This window comes from Priestia sp. Y58 (genome assembly GCF_029522095.1).
In the GTDB taxonomy this organism is placed as follows: Bacteria; Bacillota; Bacilli; order Bacillales; family Bacillaceae_H; genus Priestia; species Priestia megaterium_E.
Genome location: NZ_JAKWFL010000005.1, coordinates 175,956 through 192,637 on the forward strand (window position 1 = coordinate 175,956; position 16,682 = coordinate 192,637).

At 36.7% G+C, this 16,682-nt stretch carries 19 protein-coding genes; 9 read left to right on the forward strand and 10 right to left on the reverse strand.

Annotation, left to right across the window (positions count from 1 at the left end):
* Nucleotides 1–41: 41 nt before the first annotated feature.
* The 5 genes from MMB68_RS16755 to pdxR form a co-directional block, all read right to left on the reverse strand.
* Nucleotides 42–605 (reverse strand): ImmA/IrrE family metallo-endopeptidase, encoded by a 564-nt coding sequence (locus tag MMB68_RS16755; protein WP_074679049.1) that lies wholly within the window; start codon nucleotides 603–605, stop codon nucleotides 42–44.
* A gap of 228 nt (nucleotides 606–833) precedes the next feature.
* Nucleotides 834–1,340 (reverse strand): CBO0543 family protein, encoded by a 507-nt coding sequence (locus MMB68_RS27545; protein WP_014461445.1) that lies wholly within the window; start codon nucleotides 1,338–1,340, stop codon nucleotides 834–836.
* Nucleotides 1,341–1,484: 144 nt separating this feature from the next.
* On the reverse strand, nucleotides 1,485–2,117 hold the full coding sequence (locus MMB68_RS16760) for a fumarylacetoacetate hydrolase family protein (RefSeq protein WP_221813063.1): 633 nt from the start codon (nucleotides 2,115–2,117) through the stop codon (nucleotides 1,485–1,487).
* 99 nt (nucleotides 2,118–2,216) lie between these two features.
* On the reverse strand, nucleotides 2,217–3,152 hold the full coding sequence (gene mmuM / locus MMB68_RS16765) for a homocysteine S-methyltransferase (RefSeq protein ID WP_028412120.1): 936 nt from the start codon (nucleotides 3,150–3,152) through the stop codon (nucleotides 2,217–2,219).
* Nucleotides 3,153–3,286: 134 nt separating this feature from the next.
* Entirely contained in the window at nucleotides 3,287–4,684 is a 1,398-nt protein-coding gene (pdxR, locus tag MMB68_RS16770) for a MocR-like pyridoxine biosynthesis transcription factor PdxR (RefSeq protein ID WP_277549208.1), read from the reverse strand.
* A 111-nt stretch (nucleotides 4,685–4,795) separates the two neighbouring features.
* Here pdxR and MMB68_RS16775 point away from each other — a divergent pair, with 111 nt between their 5' ends.
* On the forward strand, nucleotides 4,796–5,266 hold the full coding sequence (locus MMB68_RS16775) for a GNAT family N-acetyltransferase (RefSeq protein ID WP_028412118.1): 471 nt from the start codon (nucleotides 4,796–4,798) through the stop codon (nucleotides 5,264–5,266).
* 229 nt (nucleotides 5,267–5,495) lie between these two features.
* Nucleotides 5,496–5,696, forward strand: coding sequence for a YolD-like family protein (locus MMB68_RS16780; protein WP_074893948.1), 201 nt, complete (start codon nucleotides 5,496–5,498; stop codon nucleotides 5,694–5,696).
* A 76-nt stretch (nucleotides 5,697–5,772) separates the two neighbouring features.
* Here the strand turns inward: MMB68_RS16780 and ltaS are convergent, their stop codons facing one another.
* Complete coding sequence (gene ltaS / locus MMB68_RS16785) at nucleotides 5,773–7,701, reverse strand: lipoteichoic acid synthase (RefSeq protein WP_033578131.1); 1,929 nt, start codon at nucleotides 7,699–7,701, stop codon at nucleotides 5,773–5,775.
* A 393-nt stretch (nucleotides 7,702–8,094) separates the two neighbouring features.
* On the opposite strand from ltaS, the gene MMB68_RS16790 reads away from it, so the two are divergent.
* From MMB68_RS16790 to MMB68_RS16815, 6 genes are all read left to right on the forward strand, one after another.
* Nucleotides 8,095–8,277 carry a YolD-like family protein gene (locus MMB68_RS16790; RefSeq protein WP_013081871.1) on the forward strand — a complete coding sequence of 61 codons (183 nt, stop codon included), beginning with the start codon at nucleotides 8,095–8,097 and terminating at the stop codon, nucleotides 8,275–8,277.
* Between the two features lie 148 nt (nucleotides 8,278–8,425).
* On the forward strand, nucleotides 8,426–8,644 hold the full coding sequence (locus MMB68_RS16795) for a helix-turn-helix transcriptional regulator (protein WP_013081870.1): 219 nt from the start codon (nucleotides 8,426–8,428) through the stop codon (nucleotides 8,642–8,644).
* Nucleotides 8,634–9,104 carry a DUF2178 domain-containing protein gene (locus tag MMB68_RS16800; protein WP_033578130.1) on the forward strand — a complete coding sequence of 157 codons (471 nt, stop codon included), beginning with the start codon at nucleotides 8,634–8,636 and terminating at the stop codon, nucleotides 9,102–9,104. Before MMB68_RS16795 ends, MMB68_RS16800 begins: the two co-directional genes overlap by 11 nt.
* Before the next feature lie 212 nt (nucleotides 9,105–9,316).
* The gene (locus MMB68_RS16805; RefSeq protein ID WP_221813065.1) at nucleotides 9,317–9,739 is read left to right on the forward strand and encodes a hypothetical protein; all 423 of its coding nucleotides are present in this window, start codon (nucleotides 9,317–9,319) and stop codon (nucleotides 9,737–9,739) included.
* Nucleotides 9,740–9,751: 12 nt separating this feature from the next.
* Nucleotides 9,752–10,675, forward strand: a complete 924-nt coding sequence (locus tag MMB68_RS16810; RefSeq protein ID WP_221813044.1) for an FAD:protein FMN transferase — start codon at nucleotides 9,752–9,754, stop codon at nucleotides 10,673–10,675.
* Nucleotides 10,650–11,231 carry a ferric reductase-like transmembrane domain-containing protein gene (locus MMB68_RS16815; protein ID WP_221813045.1) on the forward strand — a complete coding sequence of 194 codons (582 nt, stop codon included), beginning with the start codon at nucleotides 10,650–10,652 and terminating at the stop codon, nucleotides 11,229–11,231. The genes MMB68_RS16810 and MMB68_RS16815 overlap by 26 nt, the downstream gene beginning before the upstream one ends.
* 32 nt (nucleotides 11,232–11,263) lie before the next feature.
* On the opposite strand, the gene gdh is transcribed toward MMB68_RS16815, so the two are convergent.
* From gdh to MMB68_RS16835, 4 genes are all read right to left on the reverse strand, one after another.
* A complete protein-coding gene (gene gdh, locus MMB68_RS16820) occupies nucleotides 11,264–12,049 on the reverse strand; it encodes a glucose 1-dehydrogenase (protein WP_013055546.1) in 786 nt (261 codons plus the stop codon).
* A 17-nt stretch (nucleotides 12,050–12,066) separates the two neighbouring features.
* The gene (locus tag MMB68_RS16825) at nucleotides 12,067–12,927 is read right to left on the reverse strand and encodes a RhaT/GlcU family sugar-proton symporter (protein ID WP_098113702.1); all 861 of its coding nucleotides are present in this window, start codon (nucleotides 12,925–12,927) and stop codon (nucleotides 12,067–12,069) included.
* Nucleotides 12,928–13,146: 219 nt separating this feature from the next.
* Nucleotides 13,147–13,833 carry a response regulator gene (locus MMB68_RS16830; RefSeq protein ID WP_115653111.1) on the reverse strand — a complete coding sequence of 229 codons (687 nt, stop codon included), beginning with the start codon at nucleotides 13,831–13,833 and terminating at the stop codon, nucleotides 13,147–13,149.
* Between the two features lie 12 nt (nucleotides 13,834–13,845).
* Nucleotides 13,846–15,414, reverse strand: coding sequence for an ATP-binding protein (locus tag MMB68_RS16835; protein WP_221785287.1), 1,569 nt, complete (start codon nucleotides 15,412–15,414; stop codon nucleotides 13,846–13,848).
* A gap of 108 nt (nucleotides 15,415–15,522) precedes the next feature.
* On the opposite strand from MMB68_RS16835, the gene MMB68_RS16840 reads away from it, so the two are divergent.
* Nucleotides 15,523–16,581 (forward strand): DctP family TRAP transporter solute-binding subunit, encoded by a 1,059-nt coding sequence (locus MMB68_RS16840; protein ID WP_260507818.1) that lies wholly within the window; start codon nucleotides 15,523–15,525, stop codon nucleotides 16,579–16,581.
* The last annotated feature ends 101 nt before the right edge of the window (nucleotides 16,582–16,682 follow it).

Sequence of the window (16,682 nt, forward strand, 5' to 3'; positions counted from 1 at the left end):
AGGAAAATAAAAAACGGAGAGAGAGGAACTATTCTCATGAATTATTCAATTTGAACTCTAAGAGAATAAGCTCCAGGATGAGGAGTTTTATTCCATTGAGTAAGAGATTCCTCTAAAAATGGAATGTTTTTCAACTTCTTTGTTTGGAACTTTTCTATTTTTGAATATTTCTCTAAAGCATACGTATTAGCAAACATTTCTTGCGTTCTATTTCCTTCTTTTAAAAGTGTTCCATTTGTCATACGATCCACATGATGGCCTAATTCATGCAGAATGATAAAAGCAAATTGATGAGGCTTTTTATTTTTTGTTGTATCGATAAAGACAATCGGACATTCCGTTACTGTATATTTAATATAGTCAATTTCAAACTGAAGTTTGCGCTTCTCTTTTGGAAGGTTATCATTAAATTGGCCATAGTACACGCCTAGCACATCTTTTCCTTGCACCTTTACACTGCCTAAGCAATACACACCTTTTAGCCCATCCCAGTCTTTTTCGTCTGTTACATTAGCAATTTCCTGCAGGGCGGCTTTTTGCTTCGCACTCATGACTCCATGAAACGTTACGCCATGAATTTGGATTTTTTCACTACGCTTAAACATCTTCTTGCCTCCTTTACTAAATTCCTTCTACAACATATTATTTATTAATAAGTATATTCATTCACAATACATGGTTAAAAACATGAAGTTAATGTCAAGATTCCCGTTTTGATGTTTTTTAACCCTGCTTATATGCTGCTTCATTTATTTTCTATTTTTACTATATTACATATGTAGCCATTAATAAAATATCATTTTTTTATGATTTATCATTACTTTTTTTTATTTCTATTTTTGCTTATCGATAACCTGGAGCCTTCGTATCATTTTTAAATTTAAAACCATTGCTATATAAAGAAACGGATAGCAAAAAAACGAGTATAGAATCTTCCATCCATTATAATAAAACACTTCCGTTTGGGTAGAAATGTACTCAAACAATGTCGTAAGAATTACCCACACTGTAATATATAAAGCTTTTCTAAACAGGCTCTTGCCTTGTGGATAAAAATTCAAAAATACACTATTTGTCGCAGGATAAATAAAAATAAAAATTAAAAGATATTCAAAATCTACTCCTTTTGTAAAGAATCCATAAAGATCATATTTAACATCAAGATATATATCTGCTACCGATCCTAAAAACATGACAAACAAAGACGTTGTGTATATTTCTATCCAGCTGATGCGCTTTGGCATAACTAGTACACTCAGAATAGAAATCACCGTTGTAAGGATTAAGAGCACCATAATGAGGACCTCGTTTCCTATAGGAGATAAAAACAGCTTTCCCATTGGTTATTAAATTCATTCCGAAGCCTACATTCACCATCGCAATAAAAAATCCGAACAGGTTGGATTCTCTATCAAGAATCTCGATTCACCGTTCGGATTTTCCTTCAATTAAAACTACAAACTACTTTTTCTCAGCCTCTTTTTTTAACGAAAGGAAATGATGCAAGAACCAAGCTCTTGCTCTCCCCATTTAAGTGAAAGATGATCCTGATGTGAAAGCGGACCTACTCCTTCAGGTGTACCTGTAAAAATAAGATCTCCTTTATCAAGACCAAAATGTTTTCCTGTAAAATCAATAATCGTTTGTAAATCAAAAATCAAATCTTTGATATTTCCCAGCTGCACGCGTTTATTGTTTTTCACTAACGAAAAGTCTTTCTCCTTAGATGCTTCTACTCCTTCAAACGGCAGAAAATTTCCCACGACCGCTGAATGTTTAAATCCTTTTGCAAGCAGCCAAGGGTGCTTTTTTTGTTTTAATTTGCTCTGTACACCTCGAAGCGTCAAGTCTAATCCAATCGTCATCTCGTCAACAAGTTCATCCACTGCTATGCCTTCTTTGTAAGATTGTCCAATATGAAGAATCAGTTCGGTTTCAAAGTGCACCTCTCCTTGGTCGCTAGGAAGAGTGATTGATTGTCCAGCTGCTTCAACGAGAGCGTGAGTAGGTTTGGAAAATAAAAAAGGTGATGTTGGAATATCATTATGTAATTCTTTTGCATGCAGTGCGTAGTTTCGGCCTACACAATAAATATTTTTAATATCTTTCACTTTCATCATCCCTTCTTTCGTTAAAATAAACCCTTTTCAACTTTTCTTCTTTTATTTTACAAGAAGAAAAGAAGATTACAATGAATCTTCTTTTCTTTCAATCCGTTATTTTCTAGCCCATTTTGTAATGCCTTTGATATCATCTGGAGTTGTGCGACAGCACCCTCCGATTAACTGAGCACCTGCTTCATACCAGCTGTGAGCGCTGCAGCCATACGTTTCGCCTGCAGATGTCCCGTTCCATGTTTTAGATTCAGCATCATAATGCTCTCCTGAATTTGGATACACAATGACTGGCTTATCCGTTTGAGATTTAATTTCTTTAATAAGTGAAGAAATATATTGAGGCGGCGTACAGTTAACTCCAATAGCTGCTACTTGCTCATAGGAATCCAGATAGCGTGCACACTCCGAGATTAATGTTCCGCTGCTAATGTGCAGGTCATCTTTTGCGCTGAACGTAATCCATGCGTACGCTCCTTCAAATTCTTCTAGCAGCCTCGCAATGGCTCTTGCTTCCATTAGATTAGGAATGGTTTCACAAGCTAACACATCTGCTCCTGCTTCAATTAATGCTTTCATACGAGGACGATGAAATTCCATTAACTCTTCTTCTGTTACGTCATACTGTCCAGTATATTCCGATCCGTTTGCTAAAAATGCTCCGTAAGGACCTACCGAAGCGGCGACAATTGGTTTTGGGCGATTAAGACAATTCTCTTCTTGCTGCCAAAATTCATCTCTTGCTTCAGCCGCAATTTTTACAGATGCTTGAATTAACTCGCGCGCCTCTGCTTCACTTAAACCACGTTTTGCAAAACCTTCAAACGTGCTTTGATAGCTTGCAGTAATTGCACAGTCAGCTCCTGCTGCAAAGTAATCTTGATGCACTCTCTTAATCAATTCCGGCTGCTCCATAAGCACTTTTGCAGACCATAAGCTGTCATTTAAATCACAGCCATATCTCTCCAGTTCAGTTGCCATTGCACCATCTAGTACAATCACAGGAAATGTATGTAAAATTTGTTGGATAGGATTCATTGTTTAATCTAGGGTTGTCCACTAGCAGTTAGCTTCGATTACCCTATCCTCCTTTCAGATAATTTAAAATATATGCAAAAAAGTCTAAAGGACTAGGAAGCTTTTGTCAAGAAACCGAAGAAATGAGGAGAGGCTTATAACCAAGCATTTTTCAACCGCCTTATTCCTTCTTCTATTTCTTCTCTCTCCAAACTTCCAAAACCTAATAATAGATGAGTCTTTTGTTGAGGTGATTCCGTAAGCCAATAACGAGAAGTGCCGTAGACAGAGACATCTTGCTTTTGAGCTGCGTTAATTAACTGCTGTTCGTTCATATCGTTGTGCACGCGGACAAGGATATGCAAACCTGCATATTCACCTGATATCGTAATGTTTTTGTTAAACTCCTTCTGTAAAGCTGCTAAAAGAGTACCGTGTTTGAGTTGATAAGCAGTTCTCACTCTTCTTAAATGCTTACTCCACTCTCCGTTTTTCATCATCAGTCCGAGCGTCCACTGATGAAGGGCTGGAACAGCTTGCTCGTATAAAGAGAAACGTTCATGATATTCCTTTAGAAGCACTTTCGGTAATACAAGGTAGCTGATTCTTAAAGAAGGCATAAAAGATTTTGAAAATGTCCCTGTATAAATGACGCGCCCTTTAGTATCCAAGCTTTGCAATGAAGGAATGGGACTTCCTTTATAACGAAATTCTCCGTCATAATCATCTTCAATAACAAATCCATTGCAGTCATTCGCCCATGTAAGAAGCTCTATTCTTCTTGAAACAGGCATGATCATTCCGTATGGAAACTGATGAGATGGTGTGACATAAACAGCGCGTGCTTGGCTATCATAAAGCTCTTGAATGTTTATGCCTCTGTTATTAAGTGACACAGGTTTTAAGGAGAATCCATGCTGCTTAAATACAAAGCTAGCCCCGTCATAGCAAGGATTTTCAAAGGCAATATCTCTGATGCTTGGCTTTAACATCTGCGCTAGCAAACTGAGTGATTGCTGAGTACCTGTTCCGATAATAATTTGATGTTTCGAACAAACCACTCCTCTTGACTGATAAAGGTACGTCGCAATTTCTTCTCGCAGTGATTCTTCTCCTTGAGTTTCTTGGTACGTGAACAGCGCTTCTTTATAAGTTTGAAGACTTTCATTGTATCGTTTTTTCCACTCATTCAAGGGAAACAAACGGCTATCAACTTTTCCATACCGAAAATCATAGGTACACGACTTTGTTTCTGAGTGAGGTTGTAAAAATACAGTCGGCTTTCTATCTGTTTGCAGTAAATCAAACTGTGTATTCGTTACGTACAGTCCACTTTTGGGCTTGCTTTCTACATATCCTTCAGCTAAAAGCTGCTGATAGGCCATATCTACAGTATTTCGACTTACGTTTAAGTAATCAGCAAGAGATCGGATAGAAGGCAGTTTGTCATTTACTTTCACCCTGCCGGATACAATTTCTTTTTTTATATATTCATATAGCTGGTGATATAAAGGCATATCATTCCTTCGGTTTAATAATGGTGTGAACTTCACGCTAGCTCCTTTCATCTGTCCCTATCTTATTTTTTAAATCTGGCTCTTTTAGAGGGGATACATTTCTTTTACTATAAGTGTAGATCATCTAATTAAAAAGGAGAAGATTTAATGACTACTATTACAATTCGTCAAGCTAATGCTGCTGACATGGAAGCACTTATTTCATTAATGAACGAATACATTGTTGATTTTTACAAGCGCCCTCAGCCTGCCAAAAAACAGCTGAGAAATTTAATTGATCACTTGTTTCAACGTCCCGATACTGGCGTTCAGTTTATCGCGACTCAAAATGACGAGGCAGTAGGTTTTTCAACGCTTTATTTTACATTTAGCACCACGCGTGTAAAGCCTGTAGCGATTTTAAATGACTTGTACGTTACTGAAAAAGCAAGAGGTCAAAAAATTGGGGAAAAGTTATTTTCGATTAGTCACCAGTATACAAAAGAACATCAGTATGCAGCTATGTCTTGGGAAACGGCTTATGATAATACAAGAGCTCAAACGCTTTACAGAAAAATGGGAGGAAATGTAACGAACGGTGAATGGATTCACTACGACATTTCAAACGACATCTTATAATATTTTTCCATCCATAAAGTTTTAACACGTTCTTAACACTCCTTTCATAAATGTGTTTTATGATGAATACGACAAATAAATCAGTTTCTGTATGTATTTGTCACATTCTCTGTTAAAGTTTTCACAAAGTGTTCAAACTTTTAGTGAAAACGCTTTCTATTTTTGTGTATAATAAAAATATGCAAATGAAAATGAATGTTACAGCTCGTTAATCATACACATTTTAAATATGGAAGGAGTTTTGAAAATGATTTTAAAAGCATTAAGAAAAAACGGGGCCGTTACAATTAACTATTATAAAAACGGTTTGCTTCAAACGTTTAAAGGAAAAGTACAGCGCCTAGATTTAACAGACCAAACGCTTTCATTAAAAGATGAACAGCAAAATACTTTCTCTATTCGCTTATCGGGAATTAAAGAAATTTATTGATGAATAGTTTACAGTAAAAAAGAACATGATGCTCATTCTGCTTTGCAGAAGTCATCATGTTCTTTTGATTTTAGCTTTATTTAGCTGATGTTTCTGTTTCTTCTTTCCCGTACATATATTTCGAAGGGTCGACTGTTTGGAAATCCTTTAGCTTGTGGAAACGAAGTAAGTCTCCATAAAGCACTTGATCAGATAACTCCAGTTCTTTCGCTACCTTCTGTTTATAAGCTTTCATTTGATTATTTTCTTTAAGCGCTTGACCTGTCTTAGAATCATAATACGTTCCATCCACTAGTGTATATTTCGGAGATACATAGTTGCCATTGCGGAACGCTACTACATCATCATGACCTTTAGAAAATAAATCTGTACCAAATTGGATAAACTCTTTGCTGTCAATCCCTACTAAATGAAGAAGAGTTGGCACAACATCAATTTCTCCACCGTACGTATGATTAACTCCGCCTTTTACTCCAGGAACGTGAATGAATAGAGGTACACGCTGCAGCTGAGCATTTTCATAAGGTGTAATTTCTTTTCCCATTACTTTTTCCATTGCCGCATTATGATTTTCAGAAATACCGTAGTGATCTCCATAAATCATAATCACAGAATTATCATAAAGCCCAGAAGCTTTCAGTTCTTGGAAGAAAGATTGCAATGATTCGTCTAAATAACGAGCCGTTTGGAAATAGCGGTCAACTGTCGCATCGCCCGTGTTAGCTGGCTGTATGCTTGCCTCATTGTTTCCAAGTAAAAATGGAAAATGGTTTGTTAACGTAATTAAATGCGCATAAAACGGCTGTGGTAAAGACTGCAGCATTGGAACAGATTCTTTAAAGAACGGTTTGTCTTTTAAGCCATAATTAATTTTATTTTCACCCGTCATATTGTAATAACTTGCATCAAAAAACTTATCCACACCGAACTGCTTGTAAATTTCGTTACGGTTCCAAAACGTCTTATAGTCTCCGTGCAGTACAGCGCTCGTATAGCCAGCTTTTTGATCTAAAATAGCTGGTGCTGCCTGATACGTATTGCTTCCTTTTAGTACAAAGGCAGAACCTTGAGGAAGGCCGTATAGAGAGTTGTCCATCATCAGCTCAGCATCTGATGTTTTTCCTTGTCCTGTTTGATGAAAGAAGTTATCAAAATACGTAAAGTCATTTCCATGGGCCAACGAATTTAAGAACGGTGTCACTTCCTGGCCATTTAATTTGTAATCAATTAAAAAAGACTGAAATGATTCCAAATGAATTTTAATAATATTTTTCCCTTTAGCTTTTCCGAAGTAAACGGAATTAGGCTCCGCATAGTGACTGTTTTTAAAATTAACGACGTTCGTTAAGTCATTGCTGCTTGCAAAAGCTCGCTGTTTAGAGTTTTGAGCAGTCTGAACACCGTCATACATCGTATAATTATAGGCACCTAAATACTTTACTAGATAATTGCGGTCAAAAGTTCGAGATAGAAGCTGCGGGCGATCAATTTCTGCTAATGTTAAGTTTACAGAAAAAACCATGAATCCTAAAGAAAGAATGGTTACAGCATTCTTAACCGATACTTTTTCATTATGCCAGTCAATTTTTTTACTAAAAAAGAAAAAAAGATAAATAATAAAATCAACAAAATAAAAAACATCATGTGCTTTTAATAAATCCATAATGCTTCCGCCCATACTTCCTGCATTACTTGTCTGCAACAGTGTGGGAAGAGTTACAAAATCGTTAAAAAAACGATAATAGAGAATGTTGCTGTACAACAGCAGCGTCATAATGAAACTGCCTGCAAGAATCCAAGCTCCTGCTTTCTTTCCTTTAAAAAATAAGCCGATTCCTAAAAAAATCAGCACTGAACTTACAGGGTTTATAAACAGCAGCATTTGCTGCATTACGCCACTTACGCCTAAGTTAAATTCAGTTTTATAAGCCACATACGACTTTATCCACATTAAAACAGCGGCTAATATGAAATAGTGCAGCGGCTTAGAAACGATTCGCTTCATTTTGATTTTCCTTTCTCGATTAGTTTATGAGTAGATTCACAAAGAACATATAGAAAACCTTTATCATTATACTCATAGAAAATGAAAATTAAATGAAATCCTAGCCTTCACAACTATAGATAGATTCTTTAAATTCATCTACTAGTTTACCTAATACCCACAAATAAATAAACTAAAATCACCTTTTTTATCATAAAACCCCTCCTCTCCTCATATACTGTATTCTGTTGCAACACCCGCACTGCAAACTTGTGCATTTTTTCACAATTTATCTACAAACTATTCTCATCTTGCTGTATAATAATAATTCTGCCTTGAGCATTCTCCAAATTCTTATGCTTAAGCCACAGCTTTCTTTTCATAACAGATGCACACATGAAAGGAGATGAATAAATGATTTTAAAAGCGTTAAAGAAAAACAAACATGTAACCGTGAATTATTACGAAAATGGCCTGCTTCAAACCTTCAAAGGAAAAATCCAAAATTTAAACCTAACCGACCAAACCCTCTCCCTACGAGATGAAAAACAAAACATTTTTTCCATTCGTTTGTCTGGCATTAAAGAAATTTATTAACAAAAAAGATCCTGAAGAATTCTTCTAGGATCTTTTTTGTATTTTTTATCCATTATATATTGAAAAATCATCCAATTGATGTTAAATTAACTTTACATAATGTTAAATCAACTTAACAAATTTATTAAAAAGGCAGCGGGTGATCATATTGACTCTTATTAATCACGTAAAAGAGCTTAGAGCTAAACATGGATATACGCAAGGAGATTTAGCTGAAAAAGTTGGAGCCACTCGCCAAACCATTGCAGCTATTGAAAAGGGAAATTACGTTCCTTCCCTACTACTTGGTTTAACAATTTGTGATGTCTTTCAATTAAAAATGGAAGATGTTTTTACACTTCAAAAGGAGGAGAAAAATGTTGAGTAATGTTATTAAATCTTATTTGTTGAATGTAGTGTCTCTGCTATGCGTAGGTTGGTTTTTATATGATTTTTTAAGCCTAAATATTCAATTTAGTGAAGTTATGAACCACCCTGAACCCCCGTGGGAAATTACCATGTCTATAGGCTCTTTCGCTTCTTTAATTGTGCTTTTAATCGTGTCCTTTTTTTACTACCGAGCGCGTAAAAAGACGAAGAACGTTTCGCCTTTATTATTTCCTTTTGAATTTGCAGAGGAAGATGAACGTGAAAAGATGATAACAGCAGAAGCTTGTAAAAAAGCCTTTGTTTTTCTCCTATTTTCTATTCCTATAGGTGCTATATTAATAGCTTTTTATCCGCTGCTACCTAATTCTTTTAGCTTCTATCCCATTGCCGTTCTTTTGCTTCTTTCTCTTGTGCAGTTAACGGTTTATTACGTATCAATTAGTAAGATTTATCGCTGATTAAAAAAGGTTGTTCTAAAAAGAACAACCTTTTTTAATCTAATAATTTACTGAATTCCCTACAAAAATAATCCAACCTACATCTATTTCACTATTTTTTCATTTTCTCTGTCTATATTGAACTATAACAATTGAACGATGTGTGTTACCTTCTACTGCAGTTTTTCTTCAGTGTTCAGTTGCAAAATATGAAAGATAAAAGGAGCATATCAATGGCAGCTAATAAATGGACAAAATGGATGGTTGGTTTATCGAGCGTTGCTGCATTTACCACTTTTATAGGACTTTCTCAAAAATATGATCAAACAAATTCAACAACTACAGCACTAAATAACGATACATCAGCCGATAATTCATCTCAAACTCAAACGGAAGATGAGACGGACCTATTTCCAGATTCAGGATCCGGCTCCAATACGGACAATGGAACTAACGGGCAAGATCAATGGTCAAATGATAACTCTAATGAACAGGGCGATCAATGGTCAGACGATAATTCAAGCAGTCAAGATGATCAGTGGTCAGACGATGATTCGAGTAATCAGCAAGGTCAGTGGTCAAATGATGATTCCGGAAATAGTCAGGATAATTGGGGCAATAACGATGATTCTTCTATGCAATCAAGACCTTCTTAAGGATGTGATGTAATGAGCTACTCATTTAAAGCAATGAATACCGAATTTAACGTATATCAGCTTGAAACGCCTGTCAGCAAAAAAGTGGAGAGCTGGTGTTATCTTGTAGAAGAAACCCTAAGCCGCTTTCTTCCAACAAGCGAACTTTCACAGCTTAATTCGCTGAACGGAAGATTATTTTTACCGTCAAAAATGTTGTATGAAGCTGTAAAAACAGCCTCTTACTATTACAATGAGACAAACGGAATTTTCAACCCATTTCTGTATCATTCTATTCAAACTCTAGGATATGGCCAAAGTTTTGAGCAGTTGCCTACCGATCAGCTTCCTCAAAAAGTAGCAGCTTTTGATGCTGTTAACCCTATTATGATTCATAAAGGAATGAGAAGTATTCAACTTGCTTCTAATGTCGGTCTGGATTTAGGCGGAATCGCAAAAGGTTGGAGCATTCAGCAAATGGCTAATCAATTAAAGAAAAAAGGAACTTCACTTGGGGCAATCGATGGAGGCGGTGATATTGTAACATGGGGGCCTGCTAGCAAGCACTGGTCCATTGCGCTCTCTCATCCATTTGATTTATCAAAAAATCTCATGAGTATTAAAGTAAAGAGCAACAGTGGCATTGCCACAAGCAGTGTAGGCAAGCGATTGTGGAAAGTAAACGGACACACTCACCATCATATTATTGACGGCAGAATCAGCAAGCCTAGTTCATCAGAGCTTCTGCAAGCAACGGTTGTTTCAGAAGACTTGACCGTTTCTGAAGTCTATGCAAAATGCATGCTTATTCTCGGATGGGACGCCGGATTAAGATTAGCTAAAATGCATCACCCTTCTTTAGAGGTCATTGCGGTTACAAAAGAAGGCAAGGTGTTAATCGAAAAAAATGTGAAAGGTCAGGTATACCATTATGGCTACTCTCCTCGCGCAATTTAGTGCCCACTTTCCCGTTTGGAATACCATTCGGGCAGCCGGCTTAACCTCTTATTTACTCATGTTTGTATCGGTTGCCGCTGGCATTTCTCACAGCTTTTCATTTTTTAAACCAAAACGAAAAAAACAGCTTTTGCTGGTTCATCAATCATCAGGGTGGTTCGGGTTATTATTTGGTATGATTCACGGACTTGTTTTATCATTTGATCAATCTATTCATTTTTCACTTTCTGACATTTTAATTCCGTTCACTTCCGATTACAAACCAATTAGCACAGGTCTTGGTACTATTTCACTCTACATTTTATTCGTACTGATCATCACATCCGATTTTATAAAACAGCTGGGGAGAAAAACATGGAAAGCCATTCATTTTCTTGCTTTTCCAGGCTATTTGCTTGCACTGTATCACGGCATTACTTCTGGAACAGATACACAGCAGCCGCTTATTCTTGGGATGTACAGCATCACTGGCTGCACCGTTTTGATTTTGCTTTTTTTACGAATTCAACACCAGTCATCAGCTCCTAAGAATTCCAAAAAAGCTCAGGAAAACTAAAAAACGCACTCTATCATAGAGTGCGTTTTTTCTTATCCGCGTCCTGCTTGGAATGATGGGTACTGCGTCATACCGCCGTCAGCAAAGAGCGTAATTCCTGTTACATAACTTGCCTCTGAAGAAGCTAGCCATGCAGCAACCGCTGCAATTTCTTCCGGCTCTCCGATGTATCCCATTGGAATCATGCTTTCTACATCTGCACGCTGCTCAGGATCAGCAAATTTCTCAGCGTTAATCGGTGTATTAATCGCTCCCGGTCCAATGTTATTTACACGAATACCTTTTGGAGCGTATTCTAATGCAAGTGTTTCAGTCATGAGCTTCATTCCGCCTTTACTTGCTGCATAATGAACAAATAATGGCCAAGGAATTTTCTCGTGAACACTCGACATGTTAATAACTGTTCCCTTAATATCATTTTCCACAAAATATTTAATCGCTTCACGGCTGCCTAAAAATGCTCCCGTTAAGTTCGTATCAATGACTTTATTCCAATCGCTTAAAGACATTTCATGAGATGAAACCGGATTTTCCATTCCTGCGTTATTAATCATAACGTCTAACTTTCCAAATTCTTTAATAGCAGATTGAACTAAATTGATCACGTCAGACTCAACTGTTACGTCACCTTTAACCGCAATTGCCTCTCCGCCGACTTTTTTAATTTCTTCTAAAACGCTGTTAGCTTCTTCTTCTTTCGAACGATAATTCACAACTACTTTAGCTTTTTCTGTCGCAAAACGAATCGCCATTGCTTTTCCTAAACCGGTAGATGAACCTGTTATGACAACTACTTTTCCTTCTAAATCTTTATACATTGTTAATACCCTCCTAGTTAGCTTTTGGCGAGCCCTAACATGACTCCTGCTATGATGATCAGTATAATTCCAATAATAATCCCAACTAACTGACGCTTCGTTTTCTTCTCACCTAAAATAATGATCCCGCCTAATGTTGAAATGACGATTCCCATTTGGGAAAGCGAAAAGCTTGTCGCTACGCCTACTTTAGGTTGTGAGATGAATAAAAACATATTACCAGCGGCCCAAATAAGACCTGGGATAATGTTGCGAATTGCATATTTATTAAATGGCTTATGCTTAAATGTCAGCAATACTCCTCCAATAACCATACCAATTGCTTGAGGTAATAAAGCCGACCATCCGTCTACATTAAATAGACGGGCTACTACAACATAAACTAAATAACCAACGGTTGAAATTAATAAAATAACAATTCCTTTTTTGAAGTTTCCTTTTCCTTCTTCAGCCTCTTTCTCTTCTTTGCTTTGAAGTGATGTTAAAACAATCCCTACAATAATAAAGATAAGAGCGAGCACACCAAGAATGATTGAAGTTTTTGTAGACCACTCGTGAAACACAATTACTCCAAATAATGAAGTGGAAACTAACTGAAGCCCAGTTGAAATAGGCATCGTTTTAGAAACTCCAATTAAATCAATACTTTTCAGCTGATTACTTTGTCCAACTGCCCAAAATAACCCGGATACAACTCCAACGCCAAAGATTAAAGGTGTAAGCGTAGGGTGTACAAAAATATAAATACCGATGGAGAAAATCAAAGCTCCCAATGTAGTTCCAAGCGTTTGACTATAAGGTCCTCCGCCTAGTTTCACATTGAAAAGCACAATGCTTCCCCAAAATATGGCTGGTAAGACGGCTAAAAATATGTCCATGTTTCAAAACCTTCCTGTGCTAAAATTAAATGTCAAAGTGCATATTCCCCAATTTTTCCGCCATTAATCCTTTTTCAGGGACATTCTATGAATTAATGACCGCACGAAATATTCTTCGGATAGCGAAAACTGTATACCTTAATTTGTTCTAGGAGAGAAAAAGATATACTTTCTAACGCAAAAAAACAGCTTTTCCAAATAAAAGCTGTTCTGTATGATTTAATTTATTTTTAACATATAGCGATTAATAGGTCTCCCCACTCTGCCGTATTCAACTGATAATTTCAGCTCGTTTTCCTGTTCTAAAAACTCTAAATACCTTCTTGCTGTAACACGCGCAATTCCTACACCGTCCGCCACTTCTTCAGCAGAAATTGGATGATTTTGTTCGGAAAGATATTGTTGTATCCTCCTTAACGTAACCGCATTTAGCCCTTTTGGAAGCAAATCGGCTTTTTCTTCGAATTGCTGAAACAGCATAGAATCTAATTCAGACTGAGTAATATGTTCTTTTTGACTTATTTTAACTTGAAAAGAACGATACTGCTCAAGCGCTTGCTTCATTCGCTCAAACTTGAACGGCTTCATAATATAATCCACCGCGCCGTATTGAAGAACTTTCCGTACCGTTTCAATATCGCTTGCAGCCGTAACTGCAATGACGTCTGTTTTATAGCCATTTGCTCGAATTTGCTGTAAGGTGGTTAAGCCATCTTGACTAGGCATATACATATCAATGATTGTTAAATCAGGCTGATGCTGTTTAATGAGCTGTATACCCTCTAAACCATTCGAAGCTGCAGCGATAACGATGAACCCTTCAACTTGTTCAATAAATTGGCGGTTCACTTCTTGTACCATAGGATCGTCTTCTATGAGAAGCACCGTCCATTCTTTTTTATTCATTTCCCACTCCCCCTATAAAAAGAATGTAATGATAAAAGTCGTTCCAACATCTAATTCTGACTCTACTTCGATCTGACCGTTTCCTTTTTCAACAATTTGTTTTACTAAATGCAAACCAATTCCTCTATTTTCCTTTGCTTTGGTTGAAAATCCTTCCTCAAAGATTCTCTCTACTTGATCCTCATTCATGCCACATCCGTTATCTTCAACTAATATAGAAAGAATGCCGTCATTTTGTTCCATACTTATATAGATCTTCCGTTCACGACGCTCTATATGCTGATACGAATCAAAAGCATTCTCAATTAAGTTACCAATAATAATCACAAAATCATGATGATCTAAGTATGGAGGAAATGAGTGAAGCTCGCTGTGGCGATCGATAGCTAACTCAATTCCAAGTTCTTTAGCACGGCTGACTTTACTCAACAGCAATCCCGATATACTTTCATCTTTAATATGCTTATGAAGAAATTGCGTGAGCTCTTCTTGCTGTTCAGACACTTGAAAAACGTACTGAAGAGCCTTGTCTTTATTTCCAAGCTGGATAAGCCCTGCAATCGTATGAAGTTTATTCATGTATTCATGGTTTTGAACTCTAAGAGCGCTTACAAATGATTTAACTCCTGTTAACTCTTCAGCTAATTTTTTAACTTCTGTTCTGTCTTGAAAAATAGCGACCGCACCGACTGTGTGATTATTAACCTTAATCGGCACACGATTGCTTAAAATATTCAAATTCCGAACTTGAAGCTCTCTATTATAAACAGGCTGATTAAGCTTCAGAATTTCTGGAAGCCTTGTATCTGGAATCACATCATAGATCTTTTTTCCAATTACCTCATCGGGTACATCCATCATAACTTTCGCTTTATGATTAAAAATAGTGATGTTCTCCTCTTTATCAATGGCAATGACTCCTTCATGCATGGCATTAAAAGTCTCCGTTCGTTCTACGAACAAACGAGCAATTTCATGAGGTTCAAGCTCAAACATCTCTTTTTTAATACGAGATGCAAGCGCCCACGCTCCCCATCCTCCAAAAAAAAGAGCAAGACCTGAGATAAGAAAAATTTCTTTTTTTAAACTTAAAATAACCTCTGTAAATTTCGGAAGAAGGTAACCTGAGACAACGACTCCTACTTGTTCATGCTGATCGTTCACAACGGGCACAAAAGAGCGAATGACCATTCCACCTTCTCCTTTTGCTTTATCAGTATAGGTATGTTCTGCAAACGCCTGGCCCTCGTCCTCTCCTTTAGAAATTTTCCCAATCATGCTTTGCAAAGGGTGAGACAAACGTTCGTGATTCATATTCATAACTACTACATAATAAGCACCGTGAATAATGCGAATCGGCTCTACAATTTGATTAATGTTCTTGCTATCTTTTTCAATTTTTTCTCGAATTTCAGGCATTTCAGCAACTGTTCTCGAAGTGATCAAAGCCCTTTGCTCTAAATCATTTTCTTTTGACTGCACAAAATTATTAATCACCACGATACTTGCTAAAAACAACGAAAAGACCACGATAAAAAAGATTAACCCCGTCATTTTCGTTTGCATCGATAAGCGCATCATAGCGGAACACCTACTGCTGATTGAAGTTTATTTTAATTTTACCACGTTGAGAAATTGCGTGTTAGAATATTTGTAGAGAAAAATTATTGAATGGCGGGGTTGGACATTTTGAAGATGTTTATAGGGGCAAGTATAATTGTCAGCGTTTTCTTGATGATCTATGTTTTTTTGCAGTATACGGTTATAAATCAGGATAATGTGTATCATGACGATGAGCAAAAAGGATTAAATAAGCAAATTGTGATTAATTTTAGCCACGTTGTAGCTGAAAACACTCCAAAAGGATTAGCCGCTCAAAAATTTGCTGAAATCGTTAATCAAAAATCGGATGGTAAAGTTAAAATTGAAGTATATTCAAACGGTGTATTGTATTCTGACGACGAAGAACTTGCCGCCCTTCGCCGAAATGATGTACAAATGATTGCACCTTCCATTTCAAAGCTAAGCGACCTCTCCCCTACGTGGCAACTTTTTGATCTTCCCTTCATTTTCGATGATTACAGCGAGGCAAAACAAGTGTTTACCGGGAAAATCGGACAGGATTTGTTGAGTACGCTGCAAGAGAAAAATATTAAAGGGCTTGCTTTATGGAGCAACGGCTTTAAACAAATGACTAGCAATACGAAACCTTTGCTCCATCCAGCAGATTTTCAAGATCAAACGTTTCGGATTATGCCAAGTGAAGTAATCAAAAAACAATTCGAACTTCTTGGAGCTAAGCCCCAGGCTGTCTCGTTTAATAAAGTATATCAATCCCTTGAACGACAGGAATTTGATGGACAGGAAAATACGATTTCTAATATTTATTCAAAACGTTTGTACGAGCTGCAAAAATATATGACCATCAGCAACCATGGATACTTGGGCTATGCTGTTTTGATGGATCAAAAATATTGGGACAGCCTCCCTGAAGATGTAAAACAACTATTAAGTGATGCAATGGTAGAGACAACTAACTGGATTTGGACTCAATCAAAAATGATGAACGATGAACAGCTGCAGAAAATAAAAAATAAATCTGGCATGCGCGTTTATTACTTAAATGATACACAGAAAGCCGAATGGAAAAAGCAGTTTAACTCTCTTTATCAATCGTTTGAAAACAATGCAACAAAACAAACGCTTGACATCATTCAGCAAATAAAAAATATCGAAAGCAAAAAGTGATGACTATATGTTCATCACTTTTTTTGACCAAAATGACCAAAAAGAACATTATCACCAGAAATATAAATAGTTAAAATTATCAGTTAATATAAGGATAAGAA

Coding starts and splice junctions, on each gene's coding strand:
- MMB68_RS16755 (WP_074679049.1), bottom strand. CDS start 605: ATGTTTAAGCGTAGTGAAAAAATCCAAATTCATGGCGTAACGTTTCAT.
- MMB68_RS27545 (WP_014461445.1), bottom strand. CDS start 1,340: ATGGGAAAGCTGTTTTTATCTCCTATAGGAAACGAGGTCCTCATTATG.
- MMB68_RS16760 (WP_221813063.1), bottom strand. CDS start 2,117: ATGAAAGTGAAAGATATTAAAAATATTTATTGTGTAGGCCGAAACTAC.
- mmuM (WP_028412120.1), bottom strand. CDS start 3,152: ATGAATCCTATCCAACAAATTTTACATACATTTCCTGTGATTGTACTA.
- MMB68_RS16775 (WP_028412118.1), top strand. CDS start 4,796: ATGACTACTATTACAATTCGTCAAGCTAATGCTGCTGACATGGAAGCA.
- MMB68_RS16780 (WP_074893948.1), top strand. CDS start 5,496: ATGGAAGGAGTTTTGAAAATGATTTTAAAAGCATTAAGAAAAAACGGG.
- ltaS (WP_033578131.1), bottom strand. CDS start 7,701: ATGAAGCGAATCGTTTCTAAGCCGCTGCACTATTTCATATTAGCCGCT.
- MMB68_RS16790 (WP_013081871.1), top strand. CDS start 8,095: ATGATTTTAAAAGCGTTAAAGAAAAACAAACATGTAACCGTGAATTAT.
- MMB68_RS16800 (WP_033578130.1), top strand. CDS start 8,634: ATGTTGAGTAATGTTATTAAATCTTATTTGTTGAATGTAGTGTCTCTG.
- MMB68_RS16805 (WP_221813065.1), top strand. CDS start 9,317: ATGGCAGCTAATAAATGGACAAAATGGATGGTTGGTTTATCGAGCGTT.
- MMB68_RS16810 (WP_221813044.1), top strand. CDS start 9,752: ATGAGCTACTCATTTAAAGCAATGAATACCGAATTTAACGTATATCAG.
- MMB68_RS16815 (WP_221813045.1), top strand. CDS start 10,650: ATGGCTACTCTCCTCGCGCAATTTAGTGCCCACTTTCCCGTTTGGAAT.
- gdh (WP_013055546.1), bottom strand. CDS start 12,049: ATGTATAAAGATTTAGAAGGAAAAGTAGTTGTCATAACAGGTTCATCT.
- MMB68_RS16825 (WP_098113702.1), bottom strand. CDS start 12,927: ATGGACATATTTTTAGCCGTCTTACCAGCCATATTTTGGGGAAGCATT.
- MMB68_RS16830 (WP_115653111.1), bottom strand. CDS start 13,833: ATGAATAAAAAAGAATGGACGGTGCTTCTCATAGAAGACGATCCTATG.
- MMB68_RS16835 (WP_221785287.1), bottom strand. CDS start 15,414: ATGATGCGCTTATCGATGCAAACGAAAATGACGGGGTTAATCTTTTTT.